Origin of the sequence: Streptomyces sp. NBC_00247 (assembly GCF_036188265.1) — a bacterium.
GTDB lineage: Bacteria > Actinomycetota > Actinomycetes > Streptomycetales > Streptomycetaceae > Streptomyces.
The window spans coordinates 6,846,958-6,868,682 of sequence record NZ_CP108093.1 but is presented as its reverse complement, the minus strand read 5'-3'; the positions used below and the strand labels follow the sequence as shown (position 1 = coordinate 6,868,682).

14 protein-coding genes are annotated in these 21,725 nt (G+C 72.6%); 9 read left to right on the top strand and 5 right to left on the bottom strand.

The genetic code is table 11. From position 1 onward, the window contains the following. The first annotated feature begins 144 nt into the window (after positions 1–144). The 3 genes from ccrA (at position 145) to OHT52_RS29325 (ending at position 4,611) form a co-directional block, all read left to right on the top strand. Positions 145–1,500 carry a crotonyl-CoA carboxylase/reductase gene (ccrA, locus tag OHT52_RS29335; protein ID WP_328723195.1) on the top strand — a complete coding sequence of 452 codons (1,356 nt, stop codon included), beginning with the start codon at positions 145–147 and terminating at the stop codon, positions 1,498–1,500. A gap of 157 nt (positions 1,501–1,657) precedes the next feature. Beyond that, positions 1,658–3,529, top strand: a complete 1,872-nt coding sequence (locus tag OHT52_RS29330) for a fatty acyl-AMP ligase (RefSeq protein WP_328723194.1) — start codon at positions 1,658–1,660, stop codon at positions 3,527–3,529. 65 nt (positions 3,530–3,594) lie between these two features. Next, positions 3,595–4,611 carry a beta-ketoacyl-ACP synthase III gene (locus tag OHT52_RS29325; RefSeq protein WP_328723193.1) on the top strand — a complete coding sequence of 339 codons (1,017 nt, stop codon included), beginning with the start codon at positions 3,595–3,597 and terminating at the stop codon, positions 4,609–4,611. A 9-nt stretch (positions 4,612–4,620) separates the two neighbouring features. Here OHT52_RS29325 and OHT52_RS29320 read toward each other — a convergent pair whose 3' ends face one another. After that, complete coding sequence (locus OHT52_RS29320; RefSeq protein ID WP_328723192.1) at positions 4,621–5,466, bottom strand: SDR family NAD(P)-dependent oxidoreductase; 846 nt, start codon at positions 5,464–5,466, stop codon at positions 4,621–4,623. A gap of 432 nt (positions 5,467–5,898) precedes the next feature. Here OHT52_RS29320 and OHT52_RS29315 point away from each other — a divergent pair, with 432 nt between their 5' ends. From OHT52_RS29315 to OHT52_RS29305, 3 genes are all read left to right on the top strand, one after another. After that, positions 5,899–6,813, top strand: coding sequence for an SCP2 sterol-binding domain-containing protein (locus tag OHT52_RS29315; RefSeq protein ID WP_328723191.1), 915 nt, complete (start codon positions 5,899–5,901; stop codon positions 6,811–6,813). 321 nt (positions 6,814–7,134) lie between these two features. Then, complete coding sequence (locus OHT52_RS29310) at positions 7,135–11,544, top strand: CHAT domain-containing protein (protein WP_328723190.1); 4,410 nt, start codon at positions 7,135–7,137, stop codon at positions 11,542–11,544. Beyond that, complete coding sequence (locus OHT52_RS29305; RefSeq protein ID WP_328723189.1) at positions 11,528–12,223, top strand: hypothetical protein; 696 nt, start codon at positions 11,528–11,530, stop codon at positions 12,221–12,223. Before OHT52_RS29310 ends, OHT52_RS29305 begins: the two co-directional genes overlap by 17 nt. Positions 12,224–12,284: 61 nt before the next feature. On the opposite strand, the gene OHT52_RS29300 is transcribed toward OHT52_RS29305, so the two are convergent. From OHT52_RS29300 to OHT52_RS29290, 3 genes are all read right to left on the bottom strand, one after another. Beyond that, the gene (locus OHT52_RS29300; RefSeq protein WP_328723957.1) at positions 12,285–13,289 is read right to left on the bottom strand and encodes a MerR family transcriptional regulator; all 1,005 of its coding nucleotides are present in this window, start codon (positions 13,287–13,289) and stop codon (positions 12,285–12,287) included. Continuing rightward, positions 13,276–13,965: a HEAT repeat domain-containing protein gene (locus OHT52_RS29295; RefSeq protein ID WP_328723188.1), complete on the bottom strand. Its 690-nt coding sequence runs from the start codon at positions 13,963–13,965 to the stop codon at positions 13,276–13,278. Before OHT52_RS29295 ends, OHT52_RS29300 begins: the two co-directional genes overlap by 14 nt. Positions 13,966–14,113: 148 nt before the next feature. Further along, positions 14,114–15,514: an FAD-binding oxidoreductase gene (locus OHT52_RS29290; RefSeq protein ID WP_328723187.1), complete on the bottom strand. Its 1,401-nt coding sequence runs from the start codon at positions 15,512–15,514 to the stop codon at positions 14,114–14,116. Positions 15,515–15,658: 144 nt separating this feature from the next. On the opposite strand from OHT52_RS29290, the gene OHT52_RS29285 reads away from it, so the two are divergent. The 3 genes from OHT52_RS29285 (at position 15,659) to OHT52_RS29275 (ending at position 20,417) form a co-directional block, all read left to right on the top strand. Continuing rightward, the gene (locus tag OHT52_RS29285; protein WP_328723186.1) at positions 15,659–16,573 is read left to right on the top strand and encodes a LysR family transcriptional regulator; all 915 of its coding nucleotides are present in this window, start codon (positions 15,659–15,661) and stop codon (positions 16,571–16,573) included. A 140-nt stretch (positions 16,574–16,713) separates the two neighbouring features. Then, positions 16,714–18,387, top strand: a complete 1,674-nt coding sequence (locus OHT52_RS29280) for a cellulase family glycosylhydrolase (RefSeq protein WP_328723185.1) — start codon at positions 16,714–16,716, stop codon at positions 18,385–18,387. 575 nt (positions 18,388–18,962) lie between these two features. Beyond that, entirely contained in the window at positions 18,963–20,417 is a 1,455-nt protein-coding gene (locus tag OHT52_RS29275) for a hypothetical protein (protein WP_443046705.1), read from the top strand. Between the two features lie 96 nt (positions 20,418–20,513). On the opposite strand, the gene OHT52_RS29270 is transcribed toward OHT52_RS29275, so the two are convergent. After that, entirely contained in the window at positions 20,514–21,638 is a 1,125-nt protein-coding gene (locus tag OHT52_RS29270) for an RNA ligase (RefSeq protein WP_328723183.1), read from the bottom strand. Between the last annotated feature and the right edge of the window lie 87 nt (positions 21,639–21,725).

Here is a 21,725-nt window from a genome sequence, read left to right as displayed (position 1 = left end):
CTTGTTCTGCACCCTTGCGGAGGTCACCCCCTAGGGGCGCGGGGAATAGGGGTTCCGTTCCGGAAAAGGACCGCCGTAGCGTCGAATGGAAACAATGCGAAAGCCTCACGATTCACCGACTCACCGATCCGGGAGGAATCAGAAATGGATTCGCTGACCGAGGCCGTTCTCCGGGGAGCCTCACCCGAGGAGCTGGAGCGCGCCCCCGTTCCCAAGGACTTCGTGGCCGCCCACATCCGGCAGGAGGACGTCGGCATCTTCGACGGCGTGGCCGACAAGGACGTACGCCGCTCGTTGAGAGTGGACCGGGTGCCGATGCCCGAACTGGCGCCGGACGAGGTGCTGGTCGCGGTCATGGCCAGCTCCATCAACTACAACACCGTCTGGTCGGCGACCTTCTCGCCGGTCTCCACGTTCAACGCGCTCAAGCGGTACGCCCGCACCGGTGGTTACCACGCCCGTCACGACCAGCCGTTCCAGGTCGTGGGGTCCGACGCGGCCGGCGTGATCGTACGCGCCGGCGCCGGGGTCCGGCGCTGGAAGGTGGGCGACCACGTGGCCGTCAACGCCGCGGTGGTGGACGAACAGGACCCGGTGACGCACTCCGACGGCATGCTCGGTGCCGACCAGAAGGCCTGGGGGTACGAGACCAACTTCGGCGGTCTCGCGCACTACACCGTCGTACGGGCCAGCCAGTTGCTGCCCAAGCCGGCCCATCTGACGTGGGAGGAAGCCGCCTGCGTGCCGCTCTGTGGCGGGACGGCGTACCGCATGCTGGTCAGCGACCGGGGCGCCCGCATCAAGCAGGGCGACATCGTTCTGATCTGGGGCGCGACCGGCGGGCTCGGCGCGTTCGCCGTCCAACTGGTCAAGAACGGCGGCGGTATCCCGGTCGGAGTCGTCAACTCCGAAGCCAAGGAAAAGCAGTTGCGCAAGCTCGGCTGCGACGTGGTGATCAACCGCGAGGAGATCGGCATCGGCGGCGAGCCCGCGGCCGGAGCCGGGACGGTGGAGTTGGCCAAGCGGCTCGGCCGGGCCATCCGGGCGGAGCTCGGTGAGGACCCGCACGTGGTCTTCGACCACGTCGGCCGGGCCACCTTCGGCATCTCGGTCATCGTCGCGCGACGCGGCGGCACGGTCGTCACCTGCGGTTCGAGTACCGGCTACGACCACAGCTTCGACAACCGGTACTTCTGGATGAACCTCAAGCGCATCGTGGGCAGTCACGGGATGAACCTCCACGAGGCGGCGGAGATGATGCGGCTGCTCAAGCTCGGCAGCATCGCGCCGGTCCTCTCCGAGGTGTACCCACTGGCCGAGGTCGGCGAGGCGGCCCGCCTGGTGCAGACGAACAGCCATACCGGAAAGGTCGGCGTCCTCGCCCTCGCTCCCGAGGCGGGTCTCGGCGTGACGGACCCCCAACTGCGGGCCCGGATAGGCGAGGAGCGGCTCGGTCCGCTGCGTTCCCCCCTCTTCCCGCAGCCCGCTCACGCCCGGTGAGCACGGAGAGCGGGACACGCACCGCACCACCCGCTTCCACCCCGGGCACACGGACCCGAGCCCGTACACGCACCGCACCACCCGCAACCGCCATGAGTGCCCCGAGCCGAACGCACCGGCGACCCACCCGCCGCAGCGACGAGAGGCCTGACACCCCATGACCGCTTCCTCCCCCGCGACCCCCACCCTCCACGCAACCGGTCACCCCGGGTACGGCTCCGGCGCGCCGGACGCCACGACGGGCGAGCTTCCGAGCCTCCCCGAAGTGCTGCGCCTGCGCGCCCGGACCCGGCCCGACGACCTCGCCTACGTCTTCCTCCGCAACGGCGAGAACCCCGAGCAGACACTGACGTACCGTCAGCTCGACATTTCCGCACGGGCCCGCGCCGCGAGGCTCGACGCGGCGGGGCTGCGCGGCAAGGCGGCCGTCCTGCTCTACCCGTCCGGCCTGGAGTTCGTCTCCACCCTCCTCGCCTGCATGTACGCCGGTGTCGCGGGCGCACCCGTCCAGGTGCCGACGCGGCAGCGCGGCCTGGAACGGCTGCGGCGCATCGCCGACGACGCCGGGACGGCCACCGTGCTCACCACGGCCGCCGTCAAGAGCGATCTGGAGCAGCGCTTCGGCGGGTCCCCGGAACTGGCGGGGCTCACCCTCGTCGCCTCCGACACGTTCGACGCACCGGCCGAGAGGCCGACGGACGGCTCGCCCGGCGTCGAGTGGTCCGGACCGCCGGCCGGTCCTGACGACACCGCCCTGCTCCAGTACACCTCGGGTTCCACCGGTGACCCGAAGGGCGTCCGCGTCACCCACGCGAACTTCCGCAGCAACGTCGCCGAGACGGACCAGCTGTGGCCCTGCCGTACGGACAGCGCCGTCGTCAACTGGCTGCCGCTCTTCCACGACATGGGGATGCTGTTCGGGGTCGTCCTGCCGCTGTGGGCGGGGATTCCGGCCTATCTGATGGCTCCCGAGGCGTTCATCCGCAGGCCGTCGCGCTGGCTGGAGGCGATCTCCCGGTTCCGGGGCAGCCACACCGCCGCGCCGAGCTTCGCGTACGAGCTGTGCGTGCGGGACGCCGCCGACAACGGCCTCGCCGAGGGGCTGGACCTGTCCTCGCTCCGGGTAGCGGCGAACGGGGCCGAGCCGGTGCGGTGGGACACGGTCCGCGCCTTCACCGGGACGTTCGCCCCGGCCGGGTTCCGGCCGAGCGCGATGTGCCCGGGCTACGGCCTCGCGGAGAACACCTTGAAGGCCACCGGCAGCCGGGAGGACCGGGAGCCCACGCTCCTGGTCCTGTCGGCCCAGGCGCTGCGCGAGGGCCGCGCCCAACCGGTCGCGGCGCCTCAGGAGCCCCGGGAGGAGCCGGCTTCCTCCGCGCGCACGGTGCACGCGGTGGGCAGCGGCACCACGGTCGGTACCACCACGGTCCGGATCGCGGACCCGGAGCGGCTGACCGGTCTGCCGGACGGATCGGTGGGGGAGATCTGGGTCAACGGCCCCTGTGTCGCGGACGGTTACCACGGCAGGCCCGGTGAGACTCTGCGGACCTTCCGGGCGCGACTGGTGGGCGAGGAGGACCTGGGCACCTGGTTGCGAACCGGCGACCTCGGTTTCCTGCACGAGGACGAACTGTTCGTGACCGGCCGCCTGAAGGACGTGATCATCCGCAAGGGCCGCAACTACTATCCCCAGGACATCGAGGTGTCGGCGGAGAGCGCCGACCCGGCGCTCCAGCCGAACTGCGCGGCGGCGTTCTCCGTGGACGACGGTGCGGCCGAGCGGCTGGTGCTGGTGGTCGAGGCGGACGGCCGTGCCCAGCGCGACGGGGGTGCGGAGGGTCTGCGCGACCGCGTGCGGGCCGCCGTGCTCGACGGGCAGCGGCTGGAGCCGGACGAGATCCTGCTGGTCCGACGCGGCTCGCTGCCGAAGACGTCGAGCGGAAAGGTGCAGCGCCGCGAGACCCGACGACGTTATCTGGACGGCGAATTCGAGGGACGCGCGATCCCGTCGTCCGTTCCGGAGGCGTGATGGGCACCGGGGCGACGGACATCCGCACGACACAGACGCGTACGGAGACGGGCCCTGCGGGCGACGTGAGCACCGCAGCCACGGGGAGGCTCCGGGCGGCGGCGCCGGTCCCCGGCTCCCGTCTACTCGGCGTCGGCGCCTATCGGCCCGCCCGGGTGGTGGGCAACGACGAGGTCGCGGGGCCGATCGATTCGAGCGACGAGTGGATCCGGCGCAGGTCGGGCATCGCCGCCCGGCGGTTCGCCGCCCCGGACGAGACGGTCGTCGGCATGGCGGCAGCCGCCTCGGTGAAGGCACTGGCCCAGGCGGGCATCGCTCCTTCGAGCGTGGACACGGTGCTGCTGGCCTCGATGTCCCACCGGGAGCAGTCGCCGCCGGCCGCTCCCCGGGTCGCCCACCTCATGGGGGCGGCGTCGGCGGGCGCCATGGACGTGGGGGCGGCGTGCGCGGGGTTCTGCCACGCGCTCGCGGCGGCCGACTCGCTGATCAGGTCCGGCAGCAGCAGATACGTCGTGGTGGTGGGTTCGGAGCGGATGTCCGACATCGTCGACCCGACGGATCGCGGGACGGCCTTCCTCTTCGGGGACGGCGCCGGCGCGGTGGTGGTCGGCCCGGCGGCCGAACCCGGGATCGGGCCGGTCGTCTGGGGTTCCGAGGGCGGACGCCAGGAGGCCATCGCCCACTCGTCGCCGTGGCCGGCGGTCGGGTCGGCCGCGGCCGGCGCACCGCCCACCCTGCGGATGGACGGCCCCGCCGTCTTCCGGTGGGCGGTCGCGACGGTGCCGAAGACGGCGCGGGCCGCGCTCGACGCGGCCGGTCTGACCCCGGACGACCTGGCCGCGTTCGTACCGCACCAGGCCAATCTGCGGATCATCGACGGGGCGGCCGCGGCGCTGCGGCTGCCGCCCCACGTGGTGGTCGCCCGGGACATCGTGCGGGCGGGCAACACCTCCGCGGCCTCCATTCCGCTCGCCATGGAGGAGTTGCTCGCCCGGGGCGCGGTGCCCCGGGGCGGCCTGGCGCTGCTGGTGGGCTTCGGTGCCGGACTGGCGCACGCGGCCCAGGTGGTGGCACTCCCGTGACGGAGGGGGTCAGGACAGCCAGGGGGTGGTGAACGTCTGGACGGCCGAGCCGTCGGCGTCGGCCAGTTTGATCCCGGCGAGTTCCCGGGCGAGGCCGGAGGTCTGCGCCCGGAACGCGGGCCGCTCGGCGGTGAGTACGTCCACCACGGAGGCCGCCGCTTCGGCCGAACTCTGCGCCTGGTCGAAGAGGCCCTCCGTGGTGGCGAGGTACGCCTTGAACGCGGCCTCGTACGGTCCGGCGGCCTCGGTCAGCCCCGGCACGGACGGACCGAGGGAGGCGACGAACTCACTGGCCACCGGACCCGGTTCGACCACGGAGACCTGTACCCCGGTGCTCGCGGCGACCGGTGCGAGCGACTCCAGGAAGCCTTCGACGGCGAACTTCGCCGCGCAGTAGGCCTCGTTGAAGGGCTGGCCGATCACGCCGCCGAGGCTGCTGACGGTGATGACCCGGCCGCCGCTCGCGCGCAGATGCGGGAGCGCAGCGAGTGTCACCTCCACGACTCCGAAGAAGTTCACCTCCATCACGGCGCGGAACGGCTCGACGCCGAGCTGCTCGACGGTGCCGAGCTGCCCCACCCCGGCATTGTTGATCACGGCGTCGAGCCGCCCGTGCTCGGCGACCGCCCCGGAGACGGCTTCGGCGACGGACGCCGGGTCCGTCACGTCGAGGCGTGCGACCCGGACGCGCGTCGCCACGCCGGCGGCCTCCGCGGCGGCGCGCAGGGCGCCGGCCCGGCCGGTGTCGCGAAGGGTCGCGACGACGTTCCAGCCGGCCTCGGCCGCGGCGACCGCGGTGGCCAGGCCGATACCGGAGGACGTGCCGGTGATGAGGACGGTACGGCGGTCGGTCATGGGACCTCCTGCGAAGTGCGCGTTCGGCGCGTGTCGGTTCGTACGCGCGCGTTCGCGCGGGCGGGTGCGGGACCGGAACGGCTCCGCCGCGCGCCGGGACACGGGTCCGGTGCGTGGCGGGCGGTTCCTGGGATGCGGTCCACCGTGTCACCGGCGCCGGGAGGGAACCAACCCCTATTTCCGGTGCCCCCTATGGCGTGTTCCGAAAGTCGCGACTGTCCGGCGAAGCCCGGCACGCACGCTCCTCGCGTGGTCGGGATCGCACGCACCGGACCGCCGCCGGACCCGCTCTCCGGGCGGACGGCTCCACGTCGAGACACGAACGCGGGCCTCATGACCACCGGGCCGGGGGCTTGTCCCGCGTCCCCGAGTCTGATTGTGTACCGCGCACCTCACGCGACGGGCGTGGCGGCCGGGACGGGAGCGGACTGCGTGCGAGCGACAGAACGACAGGACACGGGCGGGCCGCTGCCCGAGGCCCTCCGACAGGCGATACGCGGGACCGCCGACGACATCGCCACGCTGTTGCGGAGCGCCCCCGCCACCACGGCCGCCGTACCCGGATCGGAGTGGACGATCGGCGAGGCGGCGGCCCATCTGGCCATGGTCAACGAGTTGATGGCGGACCTGGCGGCCGGACGCGAACGCCCGTACGGCGACGGTACGCCGCAGAGCCTGGCTCCGGCCAACGCGCGGGCCCTCGCGGCGTTCGGGGAGCGCCGGGCGCAGCCGCTGGCGGCGATGATCACGGAGCAGGCCGACGCGTTCCTGGCCGCCGTGGACCGGGCTACCGTGGACCGGGCTGCCGTGGACCGGGCCGCGTCCGGGACGACCGACGCGGACACCGGGGGCTCGGCCGAGGCCAGCGATGCCGGTGCCTCCGACGCCCCGACGCTGATCACGCCTCTGGGCCCCATGAACCGGGCCGTACTCGCGTCCTATCTGCTGACGCACATGCTGGGCCACGGTTACGACCTCGCCCGTGCGCTGCGCCGCCCGCACATGCTCGACGGCGACCGTGTGGGTCTGTGCATGCCGTTCATACTCTCCGTCATGCCGCGGGTGGCCGATCCGGCCGCCGTCGCCCGCCGTACGGCCCGCTACTGCGTGCGGCTGCGCGGCGGCGGGACGGTGTTCGGCGTCGATCTGGCCGACGGCGCGGTCGTCGTCGTCGAGGGGCGACCGGAGCGGCCGGACTGCACCCTCCACATCGACCCCGTCGCCTTCCTGCTCATCGCGCTCGGTCGGCGCGCCCCGTGGCGGGCCATGGCCCGGGGCCAGGTCTTCGCCCGGGGACGCGAGCCGTGGCTCGGCCCCCGCTTCCCGGCACTGTTCACCGCGCCCTGAGCAGGCGTCCGGTACGTTGCCGGGCCTCACTCGCGCAGTCGTGCCATGCCGCTGTGGGGCGGCAGGCACCGCCCGCTTCGCCCGGATCCGTTCACAGCGGCTCCCGCAGAGGCTCGCGCCCCGGCAGGTCGGACGGAGGAAGGCGCCTCTGGCGCGGAACCGAACGGGTGTCGCAGGCGTTTGTTCCCATGCAAGGTCCAATGCCCTCCGGGTGCCGACGGCGGGCCGAGTCTCGCGGGGGCCGTGGTGTTCGGATGGGCGTTGCTCAGGTACTGGGGCTCGGTCAGGGCGCGGTGGTTCGGTCCGCAGGGGCCTGAGGACATGGCAGCCGCCCAGGCCCGGATCCTCGGCCTGGCTGCCGCGCCCGCCGGTCTCGACCGGCGGATGCAGGACCTGCCGGCGGACGCGGTACACCAGGCCCTCACGGACCTCGTGACGCTGGCCGGCGGCGCGGGCTCGGCGTGGCAGGACACCGAGACGGCTGCGGCGATGGCCGAAGTGCTCGCCGCGACCGGGTTGTTGATCGGTACGAATGACGAGCCGCAGGCGCTCGCCATGGCCGACCTGCTGGAAGCGGACGCCCGGGTGCTGCGTGGTGTGGCGGCCGATGTGCGGCACGACCGTGCCGAGGCACACCGGCAGTTCACCCTGGCCGAGCGTGCCCGCAGCCCTCTGGATCCCTTCGCGTCGCTCTTGGGAACGATCGGCAGACTGGGTACCGGAGACGACGAACCCCTCGGCGACCGGCGCGTGCGAAAAGACGTCGGACGCGCCCTGGAAGCCGTCCCCGGAAATGACAGGTCCGCGGCCGATGCGGTGCTGGGGGCGCTCATCACACGAGGCTCCGCGCGGGACACAGCGTCTCTGGTGGCCTCCGGCACGAACAGTGGGTCGGCAAGCAGAAAGGTGGGCCGCTGGCTGCGTGCCCACGGGGCGCAGAGCGCACCGGAGTTGTGGTTCGCCCTCCTGCCCGGTCTGTCGGCGCTCAGCTGGGAGCCCGGGCCCGCGGCCCTGGAGCGGGCCCGCCTGCTCGACGCCGCGTTCGAAAACGTCCCCGGCCTCTCCTCCTTCCGGGACGTCCTGGAGTCGCAATTCCGCGGCCGGGGCGAGCTGCACCGCTCCATCGAGGTTCTGGAAGAGCTGTACGCCCTGGGACCAGGCCCCGAGCGCCCGGTGTTACGGCTGGCCGCCACGTACAGCCAGGTGGGTGAGGACGGAAAGGCGGAGTCGATCCTGCGCGCGCACCTGACCGACCCGCCCGCCCCCGAGGACGGAGAACTCGTGCGGCTGCTCGTGCTGACCCTCCTGAGGACCGGGTCGCCCGAGGCCGTCCACTGGGACGCGCACCTGTCCCGCCTGCGAGACGGCTCCGGGCTGGCGGCCACACTGCCGACGGACTCGCGCAAGGGGTTCTCGCTGCCACCCGCCCGGTTGCTGGCCCGGTTGGAGAACGGCACTCTCACGATCGACCCCTCGGCCGCGGCGCTCCCGCCACCCCTGCTGCACATCCACATGACCGCCGCCCTGATCGTGGGAAGCCCGGACGGCCCGGATCGGCTGCGGCAGCTGGCCGACGAAGACCCGGAGACGGCGGCACAGGTGGCGGAGCTCCTGGGAGTGCCGCTGGAGGCGCCGGTGGCTCTGTCGGAGAGGACCGAGGTCGCCGAGCTGCTGCTGAGCGGCGACCTCCACTTCCAGCAACGCGAGTTCGAGCAGGCCGCGGGCTGCTACCGGCAGGCCCTGGAGCTGGATCCGGACAGCACCTACGCCCTGCTGTGGCTCGGCGACGTGTACTTCGCCCAACAGCAACGTGCCTTCGCCCGTGCCTACTTCGAAGAATCCCTCGCGGCCGGTGAGACGCCCATGGCCTGGCGCTTCCTCGGTGACGTACTCGGTGACCGGGCCGAGACGGTGGAGCGCGCACGCGCCTGCTACGAGCGGGCCCTCGCCCTGGACCCCGGTTACGGCGGGGCCCGGGAGGCGCTGGCCGCGCTTCCCCGCTCCGCACCCCCCGGCCCCGCCGTGGACGAGTCCCGCATGGGGGCGCCTCCGAAAAGTCAGACGCTCTGGTCGCGCGCCTGGCTGGCCCGGGCCGCAACTCCCCAGGCGCCCCGCCACACGCCCGGCGCGGCGCAGGAGGACCCGGCCTTCCAGACCCTGTCCGAAGCGGGTGCGCTGACCGGTCTCCCCGCGAAGTTCGAGGCTCTCGTGCGGAGCCGTGAACCATGCCTGCCGGGAGTACTCGACACCCTCACGGACGACGACGCGTTCGGACGGTGGAAGGAGCAGTGGCTCCCCCATCACTTCGCCACCGTGACGTCGACGCTCACCGCCCTCGTATGGCAGTGGAACGCGAAGTCGCGCGAGACCGGGCGTGCCCTGCTCCTGGCGCGGCGCCAGGTGCAGATCGCCGAGACCCTGACCTCCCAGTGGGGTGACGGCGCACCGCACTACGGCGGCCGCGCCCTGATCATCGCCGACGCGCTCCAGCAACTGGCCTCCGTACTCAAAGACCTGGGCAGGTGGGCCGAGGCGTACGCCGTCCTGCGGCGGGCCGAGGAGTCCCTGGAGACGGACCAACGGGAGCGGGAGCGTGCCGGGCGGCCGCTGACGAGCCTGCACGACGAACCGGACGACGTGAATCCGCGGATCGCCCTCCATCAGGAGCTGGCGGAGACCGCCGCCCTCTGCGGGGACCAGGAAGCCGCGGAGCGACATCGGGAGGCGTCCCGCGGATGGAACGAGCGGGCTCCCGTCTCCGACCATCAGCGGGTCGTGGCGCTGGTCGAGGAGGGGCTCGACCGGCTGGAAGCCGGCGATGCCGACGGCGGCCTCGACTGCCTGGACCGTGCCCTCCCGATGGCGGAACGCGCCGTGGCCTGGCTGCCGGTCAAACAGACCCTCGCCGTGGTCCACCACTTCCGTGCGCGCGCCCTGACCGGGCTCGGTCTGCACCGCACCGCCCTACGGCACATCGCCGAGGCCCGCGCGTGCAACACCGGCAATGCGGACCGGCTCGCCACCGACTGGCTCGCAACCGCGGAGATCCTGCGGGCGCGCCCTGATCTGGGCGACGCCCTCCAGGCGTTCGAACACGCGCTGAGCCTCTCGGGCGTACCGGGCCAGGAGGGTGACCCGCTGCTGTGGCGGCCCCGTCACGGCACGGGCGGCCCCGTCCGCATCCAGCATCCCGAACGGGCCTGGGAGGTCGTCGTCCCCATGGCGCGCGCGGCCCGGGAGTCGGGAGCCTGCGAAACCGCGATCTCCGTGCTGGAACTGGGCGTCGAGGTGGCCGACCTGGTGCGTGCCGCCCAGAACGCCCCCGCGCAGCGACGGCACGTCCAGGACCAGCGGGCCGACGTCTACGAACTGCTCATCCAGAACAACCTGGAGCAGGGAAGGACGGAGGCCGCGTTCACGGCAGCCGAGCGCCTGCGGGCCAGGACTCTGCTCGACGCCATGAGCACGGCCGAGCTGAGGCCGCCGGACGCCGTTCCCGCAGACCGGCTCGCCCGGGAGGCCGCGCTGTTGAGCGAGCGCACGGCCCTGGAACGCGCGCCTCTGACGGACTGGGGGCGCCACCACCAGGTCCGCGAGGAGTTGGAGCGGCTGTGGTCGGCCATCTCCGCGCACGGCCCAGCTGCCGAGGACTACGTCGAGGTGCGGAGGGCCACGGTGTCCGGCGCTGCCGCGCTCGCCGGGGAACTCGCGGGCGAGCGCGTCGTCGTGGTGTCGTACGCCCGGCTCGGAGACGGACGCACGGTGCTGTTCGTCCTCGACCCGCGCGCCGGGCTCTCCGTCGTCCCGGTGGACGCGGACAGCGGGCGGATCGACCGCTTCGTCGCGGACAACCTGGGCAGCGCGGGGCGGGTCCGCGAAGCCGCCATCGACATGCCGGACCTCCTGCGGCAGGTGCTCTCCCCGCTCGTCGCTCCGCTGACCGGGCTCACCGATCCCGGCGACACCGTGGTGATCTGCCCCACCGGCGTCCTTCAACACGTGCCCTTCCACGCCCTTTCGCCGGACGGCGGCGCCGTCCTGCTCGACCGCAACCCCGTCGCCTACCTGCCGAGCGCCTCCCTGCTGACCACGCTCCGCCGCCGTACGCCCCACACGGGCCGCGGCGCCGTCGTGCTCGGGGACCCCGGCGGCGACCTCCCGTACGCCCGTGCCGAGGCCGAGTACGTCGCACGCCGCCTGAACGGCGTGCCCCTCGTCGGTCGCGCCGCCACCCGCGAGCGGGTGCTGCGGGACATGGACGGCGCCGAGATCTTCCACGCCGCCTGCCATGCCTCGTTCGATCCCGACGATCCGATGTCGTCGGGACTGTCCCTCGCCGACGGCCTGCTGACCGGACACGACATCCTGCGGCAGGACTGGCAGGGTGTGCGCCTGGCCGTGCTGTCGGCCTGCGAGACAGGTCTGGGCAGCACAGGCCGCACCGACGAGGCTCCCGGTCTCAGCCGTGCCCTGCTCTTCTCGGGCGTACGGTCGCTGGTGATCAGCCTGTGGCGGGTGCCGGACGACACCACCGCCACCCTCATGGGCGACTTCCACGACCTCACACTGGCCGGTGAGGCACCCGCTGCGGCCCTGCGCACCGCCATGCTCGCTGCGCGCGACCGCCCCGGCGGGGATCGGCTCGACCGCTGGGCGGGATTCTGCCTGCTGGGCGAATGGCGCGCGCCCGACACGTTGGACAAGGGAGCGAAGCATGCCGAGCACCACTGACCCGAGCGGTCGGCTGCCCGCCGATTACGACCTCCTCGGGCTGATCACGCCCACGGTCGAGGAGGACGAGCCCGACCGCGCCTTCACGCCGGTCGACGAGGCGACGATCCGCCTGCTGCGCCGCGAGACCCGCATCGGCCTGGCCCGCGGTACGGTCACCCGGGTGGAGTCGGACGACCCCACGACGCAGCTGTACGACATCCCGCTGATGTGCGTCGTCCAGACGCACCCCGAGTGCGCCGTGCGGTGGTCGCGTCTGGTGCTCGACCTCTCGCCGACGCCGGGCACCACCGTCGTGGACATGGCACCAGCGCTGGTCGAGGGCACCACCCCGATGGAGATCGAGACGACCCTCGGCGCAGACCTCGGCTTCGATGTCGCCGGCTCACTCCTGACCGCCCAGGCCACCCCGCAGATCCTGCGACGCCGTACGGTCTACTGTCCCCGCATCACCTCCTCGGGGATCGGTTTCACCACGGCCTACTGGGACTTCCGGGCTTCGGACCAGGAGTTCCTGCACGTCAACGAGGAGTTGCGGCTGCTGGTGCGGGCCCCCGCAGGAACACCCGTGGACGCCATCGTCACCCTGCGCACACGCGTCGTTCCCCGCGGCCTCGGCCGTGCACTGCGTCTGTCGGGAAAGGTGGCGGGCCTCGACGGGAGGTGCAGGCTGGCTTGAAGGACACGTCTCCTCGCGCCCGGCTCGCGCCGGCGCGTTCCGGGTCCGGCGACGCGGGACTTCACCGGGCGTCGCGGAGCCGGAGCAGATAGGCGGCGGTCAGCGAGACGGCGCGGTCCTCGTCGTCGGACAGCTCGACCAGGGCGTGCGACGCCGTCGGTCCCGGGATGCCCGCCAGCGCCTGGGTCAGCCGTCCGCGCGCGCCCGCTCCCGTGGTGGACCGGGCGAGGCGGTCGACGAGTTCCTCCGCGATACGGTCGGCCGTCGCGGTGTCGCTCGCCAGCACGCTCAGCGCGTCGGCCGCGTCGGTGTCGTTGCCGCCCTCCACGATCATGCCGATGAGCGTCGGGACGGCGTCGGCGACGCCCCGGGCCCCGAGCGCCAAAGCCGCGTAGCGCCGTACCACGTCGTCCGGACTCGTGAGGGCCACGCGCAGGTGGGCGGTCGCCTCGGCGCCGGGCAGCTCGGCGAGGGAGTGGACGGCCCGCTTCCGCACCGCGGCCTCGGGTGATCCGAGGCCTTCCGCCAGCAGTTCCCGGCCGCCGTCGCCCGACCGTGCCAGCGCCCATCGCAGGGCGCCGGCCACGACCGGGTCCGTCTCGCTCAGTACCGCGTCGACCAGGACCTCCACCGGCAGGGGAACCCGGTCGACCGAGGAGAGGGCCGCGCGCTGGCGGGCGTCGGCGCTCTGCGACCCCAACGCCTGGAGGAGGGAGACGACGTGGAGGACGCCTTCCCAGTCGGCCGGGTCCGCCGCGTCGATCCGGCGCAGCCGGGTGAGCAACTCCGTCTCGGCCGCGATGCGTTCGGCCGTCCGGCGGACGAGGTCGTCCACGAGCGCGGAGGGCGCGAACCCGGGGTCGTCGAGCGCGCGCCCGATCTCCCGCAGCGACAGTCCCAGCGACCGCAGGCTCTCGATGTGGAAGATCCGCCGGATGTCCTGTGCGGAGTACTCCCGGTAGCCGGAGCCCGTACGGCCCGAGGGCCGCACCAGGCCCAGCGATTCGTAGTGCCGGAGCATGCGGGCGCTGACCCCGGACCGTTTCGACACCTCACCGATCAGCACGGTGCTCATCGTCCGCCCCGGGGGCTCCGGTGAGGGCCGCGACGCGCCTGGCCTCCTCGATCGCCGCCTCGAATCCGGCGTCCGGCTCTCGCAGCAGATGTTCCGTGGCGAGCGCGTGGGCACGGACGCGCGGGTCGGGGTCCGTCGTCGCGCCGTTCAGAGCGGGCACGGCCGACTCGCCCAGTGCGACCATCGCCTGGCTGAGACTCAGCTGCATTGCTCGCTCTCCGCGAGCGAGTTGCTTCGCCAGCTCCACGGCGAGGGCGGGTTCCTCACCTTCCGGGACGAGCACGACCGCGGCCCGCCAGGCGCTCCTCGCCACCTCGTCGTCGGCGTCCGCCAGCAGCTCCGGTGTGATCGCCGGCCATGCCCGCCGGTCACCGATCTTGGACAGCGTGTGCAACGCCTGACTGCGCGCCTGAGGACGCTCCGAGCGGGCCTCCCGGAGTAGCACGGGGAGTGTCAGGGACACCGGGTGGCGTACCAGCGCCCAGGTCAGCATGTCCCGGACGAAGAACTCCGGCTCGATCGCGCACCGCTCGACGAGCTTGTCCACGAAGCACGGGTCGGGCGTCGTCCCGACCGCCAGGGCGGCCCTCAGCCGTGCGGTCGGACTGCCGTCCTCCAGTGCCTGAAGTGCTCGTGTCGCGTCCGTGCCCTGCCTCGTCGTGGTCATCGGACCACCTCCTCGGGAGGCAGTGAAGACCTTGTCACCGTGTCAGGGTCAAACGGCGCGGCTGCCCTGCGCCGTCCCAGGGGGAGCGCCACCGCCGTCGGCGCGCGGGCCTCACGCGGTTCTCGCTCTTCACCGCGCGGCCCTCCGCTCACACCGCTTTGCCGGGGTTCAGGATGCCGTGCGGGTCGAAGGCGGCCTTGACGCGTCGTTGCAGCGCATGGTTCTCGGCGCCCAACTCCTCGGCGATCCACTGCCTTTTGAGTGACCCGACGCCGTGCTCGCCGGTGAGCGTGCCGCCCAGCCGGAGCGCGAGAGCGAAGATGTCGCCCGCCGCCTCCCAGGCCGCCTCGGGGAGTTCGGACAGGGCCGGGTCGACCACGATGATGGGGTGCAGGTTGCCGTCCGCCGCGTGCGCCAGGGTGAAGACGGGCACCTCGCGCCGCGCGGAGATCTCCGCGATGCCCCGTACCGCCTCGGCGAGCCGGGAACGGGGGACGGCGATGTCCTCGATCAGCGGGCGCCCCAGGCGTTCGAGGGCGGGCAGGGCCAGCCTGCGCGCCGCCAGCAGGGCGTCCGCCTCGGCGTCGTCGGCGGCGACGGTGAGCGAGGTGGCGCGCTTCTCCAGGACGGCGCCGACCCGTTCGGCCTCGGCCCGCGCACCGGCGCCGTCGCACTGGACGATGAGGAGGGCCGCGCCCCTGCCGCGCAGCGAGGTGCCTCGGGCCGCGTCGATCGCGTCGAGCACGGGGCCGTCCAGCAGTTCGGCCATCGCGGGCTCGATCCCGGCCGCGGTGATCGCGGTCGCGGCGTCGGCCGCGTCGGCGAAGGTACCGAACCAGGCCGCCAGGGTGGCCGTCTCGACGGGTACCGGCCGCAGGCGCACCGTGGCGCCCGTGATGACGGCGAGCGTGCCCTCGGACCCGGTCAGCAGGGCCGTGAGGTCGTACCCGGCCACCCCCTTGACCGTGCGCCGGCCGGTCCGTACGACCGTCCCGTCCGCGAGGACGGCCTCCAGGCCCAGCACGCTGTCCCGGGTGACGCCGTACTTGGCGCAGCGCAGTCCGCCGGCGTTGGTCGCGATGTTCCCGCCGATGGTGGAGAGGGCGGCGCTCGCCGGGTCGGGGGCGTACCGCAAGCCGTGCGCGGCGGCGGCCCGGTCGAGGTCGGCGGTGACGACGCCCGGTTCCACGACGGCGAGTTGGTCGTCCGGGGCGATTTCGACGATCCGGTTCATCCGGGACAGGTCGAGCACCAGGCTCCCGTCACCGGCCGTCGCACCTCCCGAGAGTCCCGTACCCGCGCCGCGCGGGACGACCGGGACGCCCAGTGCGTCCGCGTGGCGCAGGACCGTGCACACGTCGTCGGTGCCCAGGGCGTGCACGACGGCGAGCGGTTCACCGTGACGGGGGGCTCCGGAGCGGTCCGTGGCGTACGAGGCGGTGCGCAGGGGATCGCTGGTGAGCCGGTCGGGAGGCAGGTCCCGAGCGAGCAGGCCGAGTAACCGGGCTCCCGCCGAGGCCTGTTCGACGGATTGGGTGGCCGTGTTCACGGTCCGGCCGTGGTGTGCGACATGCCGCCAGGATGGCGAACCCTCCGTGCACCTTCAACAAGGAGGAACGATCACAAGCGATCGTGAATGCTTATTGGTTGATGCTAGCGTGCCCGCATGGGGCCAGTTTTCGACATTGTCGCTTTGCGTAGTCTCGTCGCCGTCGCGGACCGCGGCGGATTCCACCGGGCCGCCGAGGCACTGACACTCAGCCAGTCGGCGGTGAGCCAGCATGTCCGCCGCCTGGAGCGGGCGTTGGGCAAACCGGTGGTCGAACGAGCGGGCCGGGCGACCCGGTTCACCGACGCCGGGAACCTCCTTCTCGAAGAGGCACGCCGGATACTCGGGGTCCACGACGAGGCCGCACGCAGGCTGCTGGACTCCGAGCCCGCCACCATCGTCATCGGCTCCACCGAGCACGGAGCGGACCAGATACTCCCCCGGATCACCGAGGCCGTCCACGGGACGCTCCCGCACTGCCGGGTCCGGTTCCGCATCGACCGTTCCGCGCGGCTCGTGGAGGCCGTCGACCGCAGGTCCGTGGACCTGGCGGTGTACGTGACCGAGGCAGCCTCCACGGAGGGCATGCAGGTCGGCGGGATGCCCCTGACCTGGTACGCCGCACCGGGATGGTCGCCACCGCCGGGCCCGGCCCCCCTCCCGCTGGTCGCGGTGGCGGCACCGTGCGCGATCCGCCGCAGGGCGCTGGACGTCCTCTCCACGCACGGCATCACCGCCTCGGTCGTCTGCGACGCCGGCTACCTCGCGGGGGTGCTGGAGGCCGCGCGCGCCGGGCTCGGGGTGGCCCTGCTGGCGACCGCGGGCCGGGGCCCCGACGGCCTGGTCGAGTACGCCGGCCTCCCGCAGGCACCCGCGATCCGGATGAGCGCGCACGCCCGGCCGGGCGCCGACCCGGCGATGGTCATGCACGCGGTGGAGGCCGTCCGCTCCCTGCTGGTCGGGCTGGAGCCGCCCGGCACGGCCGCCTCGCATCCGCCCCACCCGGCTCCGGGGACGATCGCCACCGGCCCGGCACCTTCGGCCGTGACGGTCCGGTGAGCCGGATCGCCCCGGGATCGCCCCGGGCCTGTGCGATGTCTTGACGTGACCCCGACAGAATGGCTTTATGGGAGCGCTCCCATTTGTGGGAGCGCTCCCATATCGCCCGATGCTCGACGCGTCCACCCTCTGGAGCCGCAGTGAGAACAGCGAGAAGCACGGCACGAACGCACCCCGCCCTCTTCATCAGGAGAGCCCTGACCGCTCTCCTCGGGATCATCCTCGTCGGCGCGCTGGCGCCGGCGACCGCCCTGGCACGGACCGGCTCGACGGAAGCCGCCACGACCGGACTCCACATCAGCGACGGGCGCCTCCTCGAAGGCAACGGCAAGGACTTCGTGATGCGCGGGGTCAACCACGCGCACACCTGGTACCCGGGCGAGACCCAGTCGCTGGCCGACATCAAGGCGACGGGCGCCAACAGTGTCCGCGTGGTGCTCTCCGACGGTTACCGGTGGACGAAGAACAGCCCCACCGAGGTCGCCGGGATCATCACCCAGTGCAAGGCCAACCGGCTCATCTGCGTGCTGGAGGTGCACGACACCACCGGCTACGGCGAGGACTCCGCCGCGGGCACCCTCGACCACGCGGCCGACTACTGGATCAGCCTGAAGGACGTCCTGGCCGGCCAGGAGAGCTACGTCATCATCAACATCGGCAACGAGCCCTGGGGCAACACCAACCCGGCCGGGTGGACCGCGCCCACCATCAGCGCCGTGCAGAAGCTGCGCACCGCCGGATTCCAGCACACGATCATGGTGGACGCCCCCAACTGGGGCCAGGACTGGCAGGGCGTCATGCGCGCCAACGCCCAGTCGGTGTACGACGCCGACACCACCGGCAACCTGATCTTCTCGATCCACATGTACAGCGTCTACAACACCGCCCAGGCCGTCACCGACTACCTGAACGCCTTCGTGAACGCCGGACTTCCTATTCTCATAGGTGAGTTCGGAGGCCCGGCGGATCAGTACGGGGACCCGGACGAGGACACCATGATGGCCACCGCCGAGCAGCTGAAGCTCGGTTACCTGGCCTGGTCCTGGAGCGGCAACACGGATCCGATCCTGGACCTGGTCATCGACTTCGACCCGACCCGGCTCAGCTCCTGGGGCGAGCGCATCTTCCACGGCGTCAACGGCATCGCGCAGACCTCCAAGGAGGCCACCGTCTTCGGCGGGACGACGGCCGACACCCAGGCCCCGACCGCCCCCGGCACCCCGACCGCCTCGGCGGTCACCGCCACCTCCGCCACCCTCAACTGGGCCGCCTCGACGGACAACGTGGGCGTGACGGGGTACGACGTCGTGCGCGTCAACGGCACCACCGAGACCTCGGTCGCGGCCTCCACCACCGCGAGCGTCACGGTGAACTCCCTGACCGCGCACACCGCTTACTCCTTCGCGGTGTACGCACGCGACGCGGCCGGAAACCGTTCGGCCCGCTCGGCCGCGGTGAGCCTGACCACCGCCACCGGCGGCGGCTCCACCGGAGCCGCCTGCTCCGTCGCCTACCGCGTGGTCGGCGACTGGGGCAACGGCTTCCAGGGCGAGATCACCCTCCGGAACACCGGCACCGCCGCCGTCAGCAACTGGAAGCTCGGCTTCTCCTTCGCCAACGGCCAGACCATCGGCAACATGTGGGGCGGGACCCCCACCCAGAGCGGAAGCGCGGTGAGCGTGGCCCCGGCCGCGTACACCTCCGCCATCGCCGCCAACGCCTCGGTCACCCTCGGCTTCATCGGCACCCGGGGGGCCACGAACACCTCACCGGCCGCCTTCGACCTCAGCGGCACGGCCTGCGCCGTCGCCTGACCCTTCCGGTCCGACCACCCTCGCCCGATCCCCCGGTCCGACCACCGTCGTCCGACCCCTCCGGTCCGACCGTTCCGACCCGATGCCCGGCAGGGCCCCGCCCTGCCGGGCATCGGCTTTCGGGCGAGAACTGCCGTAGCCGGCAGGTTTGTCCGTCCATCATGTGGACCGCCCATTGCCCGGGCACGGCACGACTGCCAAGGTTCGTGACCATGACAACCCCTGGGGAACTCGGGTACGCACCCGCCCTGCTCGTGGCCCGTCGCCACGTGGACCAGTGCAGGCAGTCCAGCGCACTCTGTCGCTGATCCCACCGGTCCGGTCCCGACGGGACGTTCCGCCGCTTCTCGGCGCCTCTCCCGCACCCCGGGTTCTCCTCTTCGACGTCCCTCCGCACCGCGGCCCCGGACCGTCGGCCTCCTGGCAGTGACACCCATCGGCTCGCTCCGTCGCCCCTGACGTCGCCTGCGGACGAACTCTGCCCCCATCGGTCAGCATCTACCGATTCCTCACGGATGTCCGCGTTCTCGGCTGCCGTCCGTCGCCGTCGGCTGCCCCCTGCCGTCCTCTCCCGAATGGACTCCACCGTGCCTCGTCCGTCCCTGTTCCCGCGTGCCGCAGTGCTGGGCGCCGCCACCCTCTTCACCCTGGCGGCGGCTTTCCCGGCCCAGGCCGCGACGACGTCCGGTCCGCTGCCGCCGCACAACCCGTACAGCGGCCCCCAGGGCACCGCGACCATGCACGGCGACACCGGCTCGTCCGACGCCACCCCGCTTCCCGGGCCGGGGACGGGTTCGCTGACCTCGAAGCGGGTCGCCCTCCAGTCGGCTTGCCCCACGATCCTGGTCGGGTCGGACGGCTACCCGGTGGCCCTCTGCACGCCGATCTTCGGCCAGGTGCCCACCGTGCACCTGCTCGACCCGGCGTCCGGCGCGTCGCTGACGACGCTCACCATCGCCAAGGGCTCGCTGCTGGGCGGGGTGTACGCCTACCTCGACAACCAGGACCGCCTCGTCGCCGTCGACGGGAACCGCACCCTGCTCCGCATCGGTCACCGCCGGAACGCCTCGGGCAACTGGGAACTGTTCGTCGCGAGTTCACTCTCGCTGGCCGGGGCCGTACCGGAGGGCGACGCCGTCACCGGGGTGTCGCCGGACTGGCAGGGCCGCGTCTGGTTCGCCACCGGTGGCGGCGTGGTCGGCACCGCCGACGACACCACCGGCACCGTCCGTTCCCTGGCCCTGCCCGCCGGGGAGCGCATCGACAACTCGATCTCGACGGCAGCGGCCGGCACGTCGATCGCGACCAGCCACGCCACGTATCTGCTGACCGCCGCCGCGGACGGCACGCCCACCATCGCCTGGCGGCAGGCCTACGACCGCGGGCCCGCCCGCAAGCCCGGTCAGCTGAGCTGGGGCACCGGTTCGACCCCGACGTTCTTCGGGCCGCGCACCGGCACCGACTACGTCACCATCGTGGACAACGCCTCGCCCACCGAGAACCTCCTCGTGTACCGGACCGACACCGGCGCCCAGGTCTGCTCGGTCCCGGTGCTCAAGTCCGGCAGCGGAAGCGAGAACTCCCCCGTCGCGGTGGGCAACTCCGTCTTCGTCGCCAGCACGTACGGCTACCCCTACCCCGCCCTCCCGCAGAACGCCGGCACCAGCGTCCCCGCCTCCGCCGACTTCACGGGCGGCTTCAGCCGGGTCGACGTACGCGCGGACGGCTCCGGCTGCGACCTGAAGTGGGACACCGGCATCCGCTCCTCGGCCGTGCCCCGGCTGTCCACGGCGGACGGCCTCCTCCACACCATCGTCCGCAGCCCGCTCATCCCGGGAACCACCAGCACGTCCGTCCTGGACAACTTCGCCTACGCGGAGATCGACCCGGAGACCGGCAAGACGGTCCGTACCAAGTCCGTCGGTACCGGCTCGCTCTTCGACTCCCTCCAGATGGTGGGCTCCATCGCCCCGGGCGGCGTGGTCTACCAGGGGACCATCACCGGAGTGGTGCGCATCAACAACGGCTGATCCGGGAGAGGGCGAGGGCGGTGACGTGGTCCGCCGGTGCGGCCGGGGCGGTGGTCCGTCCGGCCGGCCGCCCGGGAAGCCACGTCACCGTCGGTGTCAGTCCTCGGCGTTCCGGAAGGGCCTGTCGCGGCGCGGCTTGACCTCCCTCCACGCCCAGGCGCTGACGGCGCCGTCGCGGCCGTCGTGGAGGAGGAACAGGATGCCCCGGTGCGCGCTTTCGGCCGCTTCCAGGGCGAAGGCCCTGCGGTCGGCGTCGGCGGGGAGGGCCGCGATCACCCGGCCGTACTCCTCCGTCACCCGCTCGACGAGCCGGTCGTGCCGCTCGTGCAGGGAGGCCGCGACGGCGCGGGTCCAGTCGGCGAACTCGTCGGGCACCTCGTCGAACAGGACCGCCGGGTCCTGACCGGACGCCAGCACTTCCCAGACGGTCCGTTCGTTCGTGCCGGTGAACAGCTTGTGCAGGGCCAGGTAGGCGGACAGTTTGATCTTCGCCCTGGCTCCGGAGGCGTAGCGGATGACGTACCCCTCCTCGTCCGTACCGTCGGCCCTCACTCCGTCCAGGGTGGTACTCGTGGCGGCCAGCCGCTCCAGTTCCGCGAGACCGTCCCGCAGACCCCAGCACCGGACGACCGTCCCGATGGGCTTCCAGCCCGGGGCGACGGCGGCCAGCGGCTCCTCCACGCGGGCGGCCGGCCGGTAGGCGGCGAGGAGGACGAGGTCTTCGCGCCGCCCGTAGTCGACGACGACCCGATTGGCGGGGTAGATCGCCTCGGCGAGGTAGGTGAGTTCGGGGTCGAGGCCGGACAGGTCGGCGGCGTCGAGGACGGCCTGGGCCCATTGGGCCTGCGCGGAGACGAAACTGCCCTTCGACGCGGCGTGCCAGCCGCCGTCGTAGTGGAAGACGATGATCAGCGAGCCGTCCGTCTTCTCGAATATCTCGAACGGCTCGGCGGGCAGCGGCGGCGCGAAGTCGTGCGCTCCGTGCATGGCCGTCAGGAAGATCTTCGGGAACGGCAGGGCGACCACCGCGCCGGAGAGGTCGTCGGCGATCAGGCCACGGCAGCGCATGGTGACCGGCGTCCACACGTGCCCGTACTGGCACTCCCGCGTGTAGGTGTAGATCGACAGGGGCAGGGTCGGATGGGTTTTCCGGCTGACGTGGCCCGCCTCCATGGCGGCGGCGAGGTCGGCGGGCGGGACGAGGGTGTCGAGGTCGGTCATGCGGGACAGCTTGCGCGGCGAAACCCCTGCGGGGCGACGGCTTTTCGCCGCCACCGGCAGGAGGCGACCACACCAGCCGCGGTCCGG

What these genes read in the sequence shown, in the direction of transcription:
- OHT52_RS29295 (WP_328723188.1), bottom strand. Translation starts at nt 13,965, where the DNA reads ATGACCACGACGAGGCAGGGCACGGACGCGACACGAGCACTTCAGGCA.
- OHT52_RS29270 (WP_328723183.1), bottom strand. Translation starts at nt 21,638, where the DNA reads ATGACCGACCTCGACACCCTCGTCCCGCCCGCCGACCTCGCCGCCGCC.
- OHT52_RS29275 (WP_443046705.1), top strand. Translation starts at nt 18,963, where the DNA reads ATGGACTCCACCGTGCCTCGTCCGTCCCTGTTCCCGCGTGCCGCAGTG.
- OHT52_RS29320 (WP_328723192.1), bottom strand. Translation starts at nt 5,466, where the DNA reads ATGACCGACCGCCGTACCGTCCTCATCACCGGCACGTCCTCCGGTATC.
- OHT52_RS29305 (WP_328723189.1), top strand. Translation starts at nt 11,528, where the DNA reads ATGCCGAGCACCACTGACCCGAGCGGTCGGCTGCCCGCCGATTACGAC.
- OHT52_RS29330 (WP_328723194.1), top strand. Translation starts at nt 1,658, where the DNA reads ATGACCGCTTCCTCCCCCGCGACCCCCACCCTCCACGCAACCGGTCAC.
- ccrA (WP_328723195.1), top strand. Translation starts at nt 145, where the DNA reads ATGGATTCGCTGACCGAGGCCGTTCTCCGGGGAGCCTCACCCGAGGAG.
- OHT52_RS29310 (WP_328723190.1), top strand. Translation starts at nt 7,135, where the DNA reads ATGGCAGCCGCCCAGGCCCGGATCCTCGGCCTGGCTGCCGCGCCCGCC.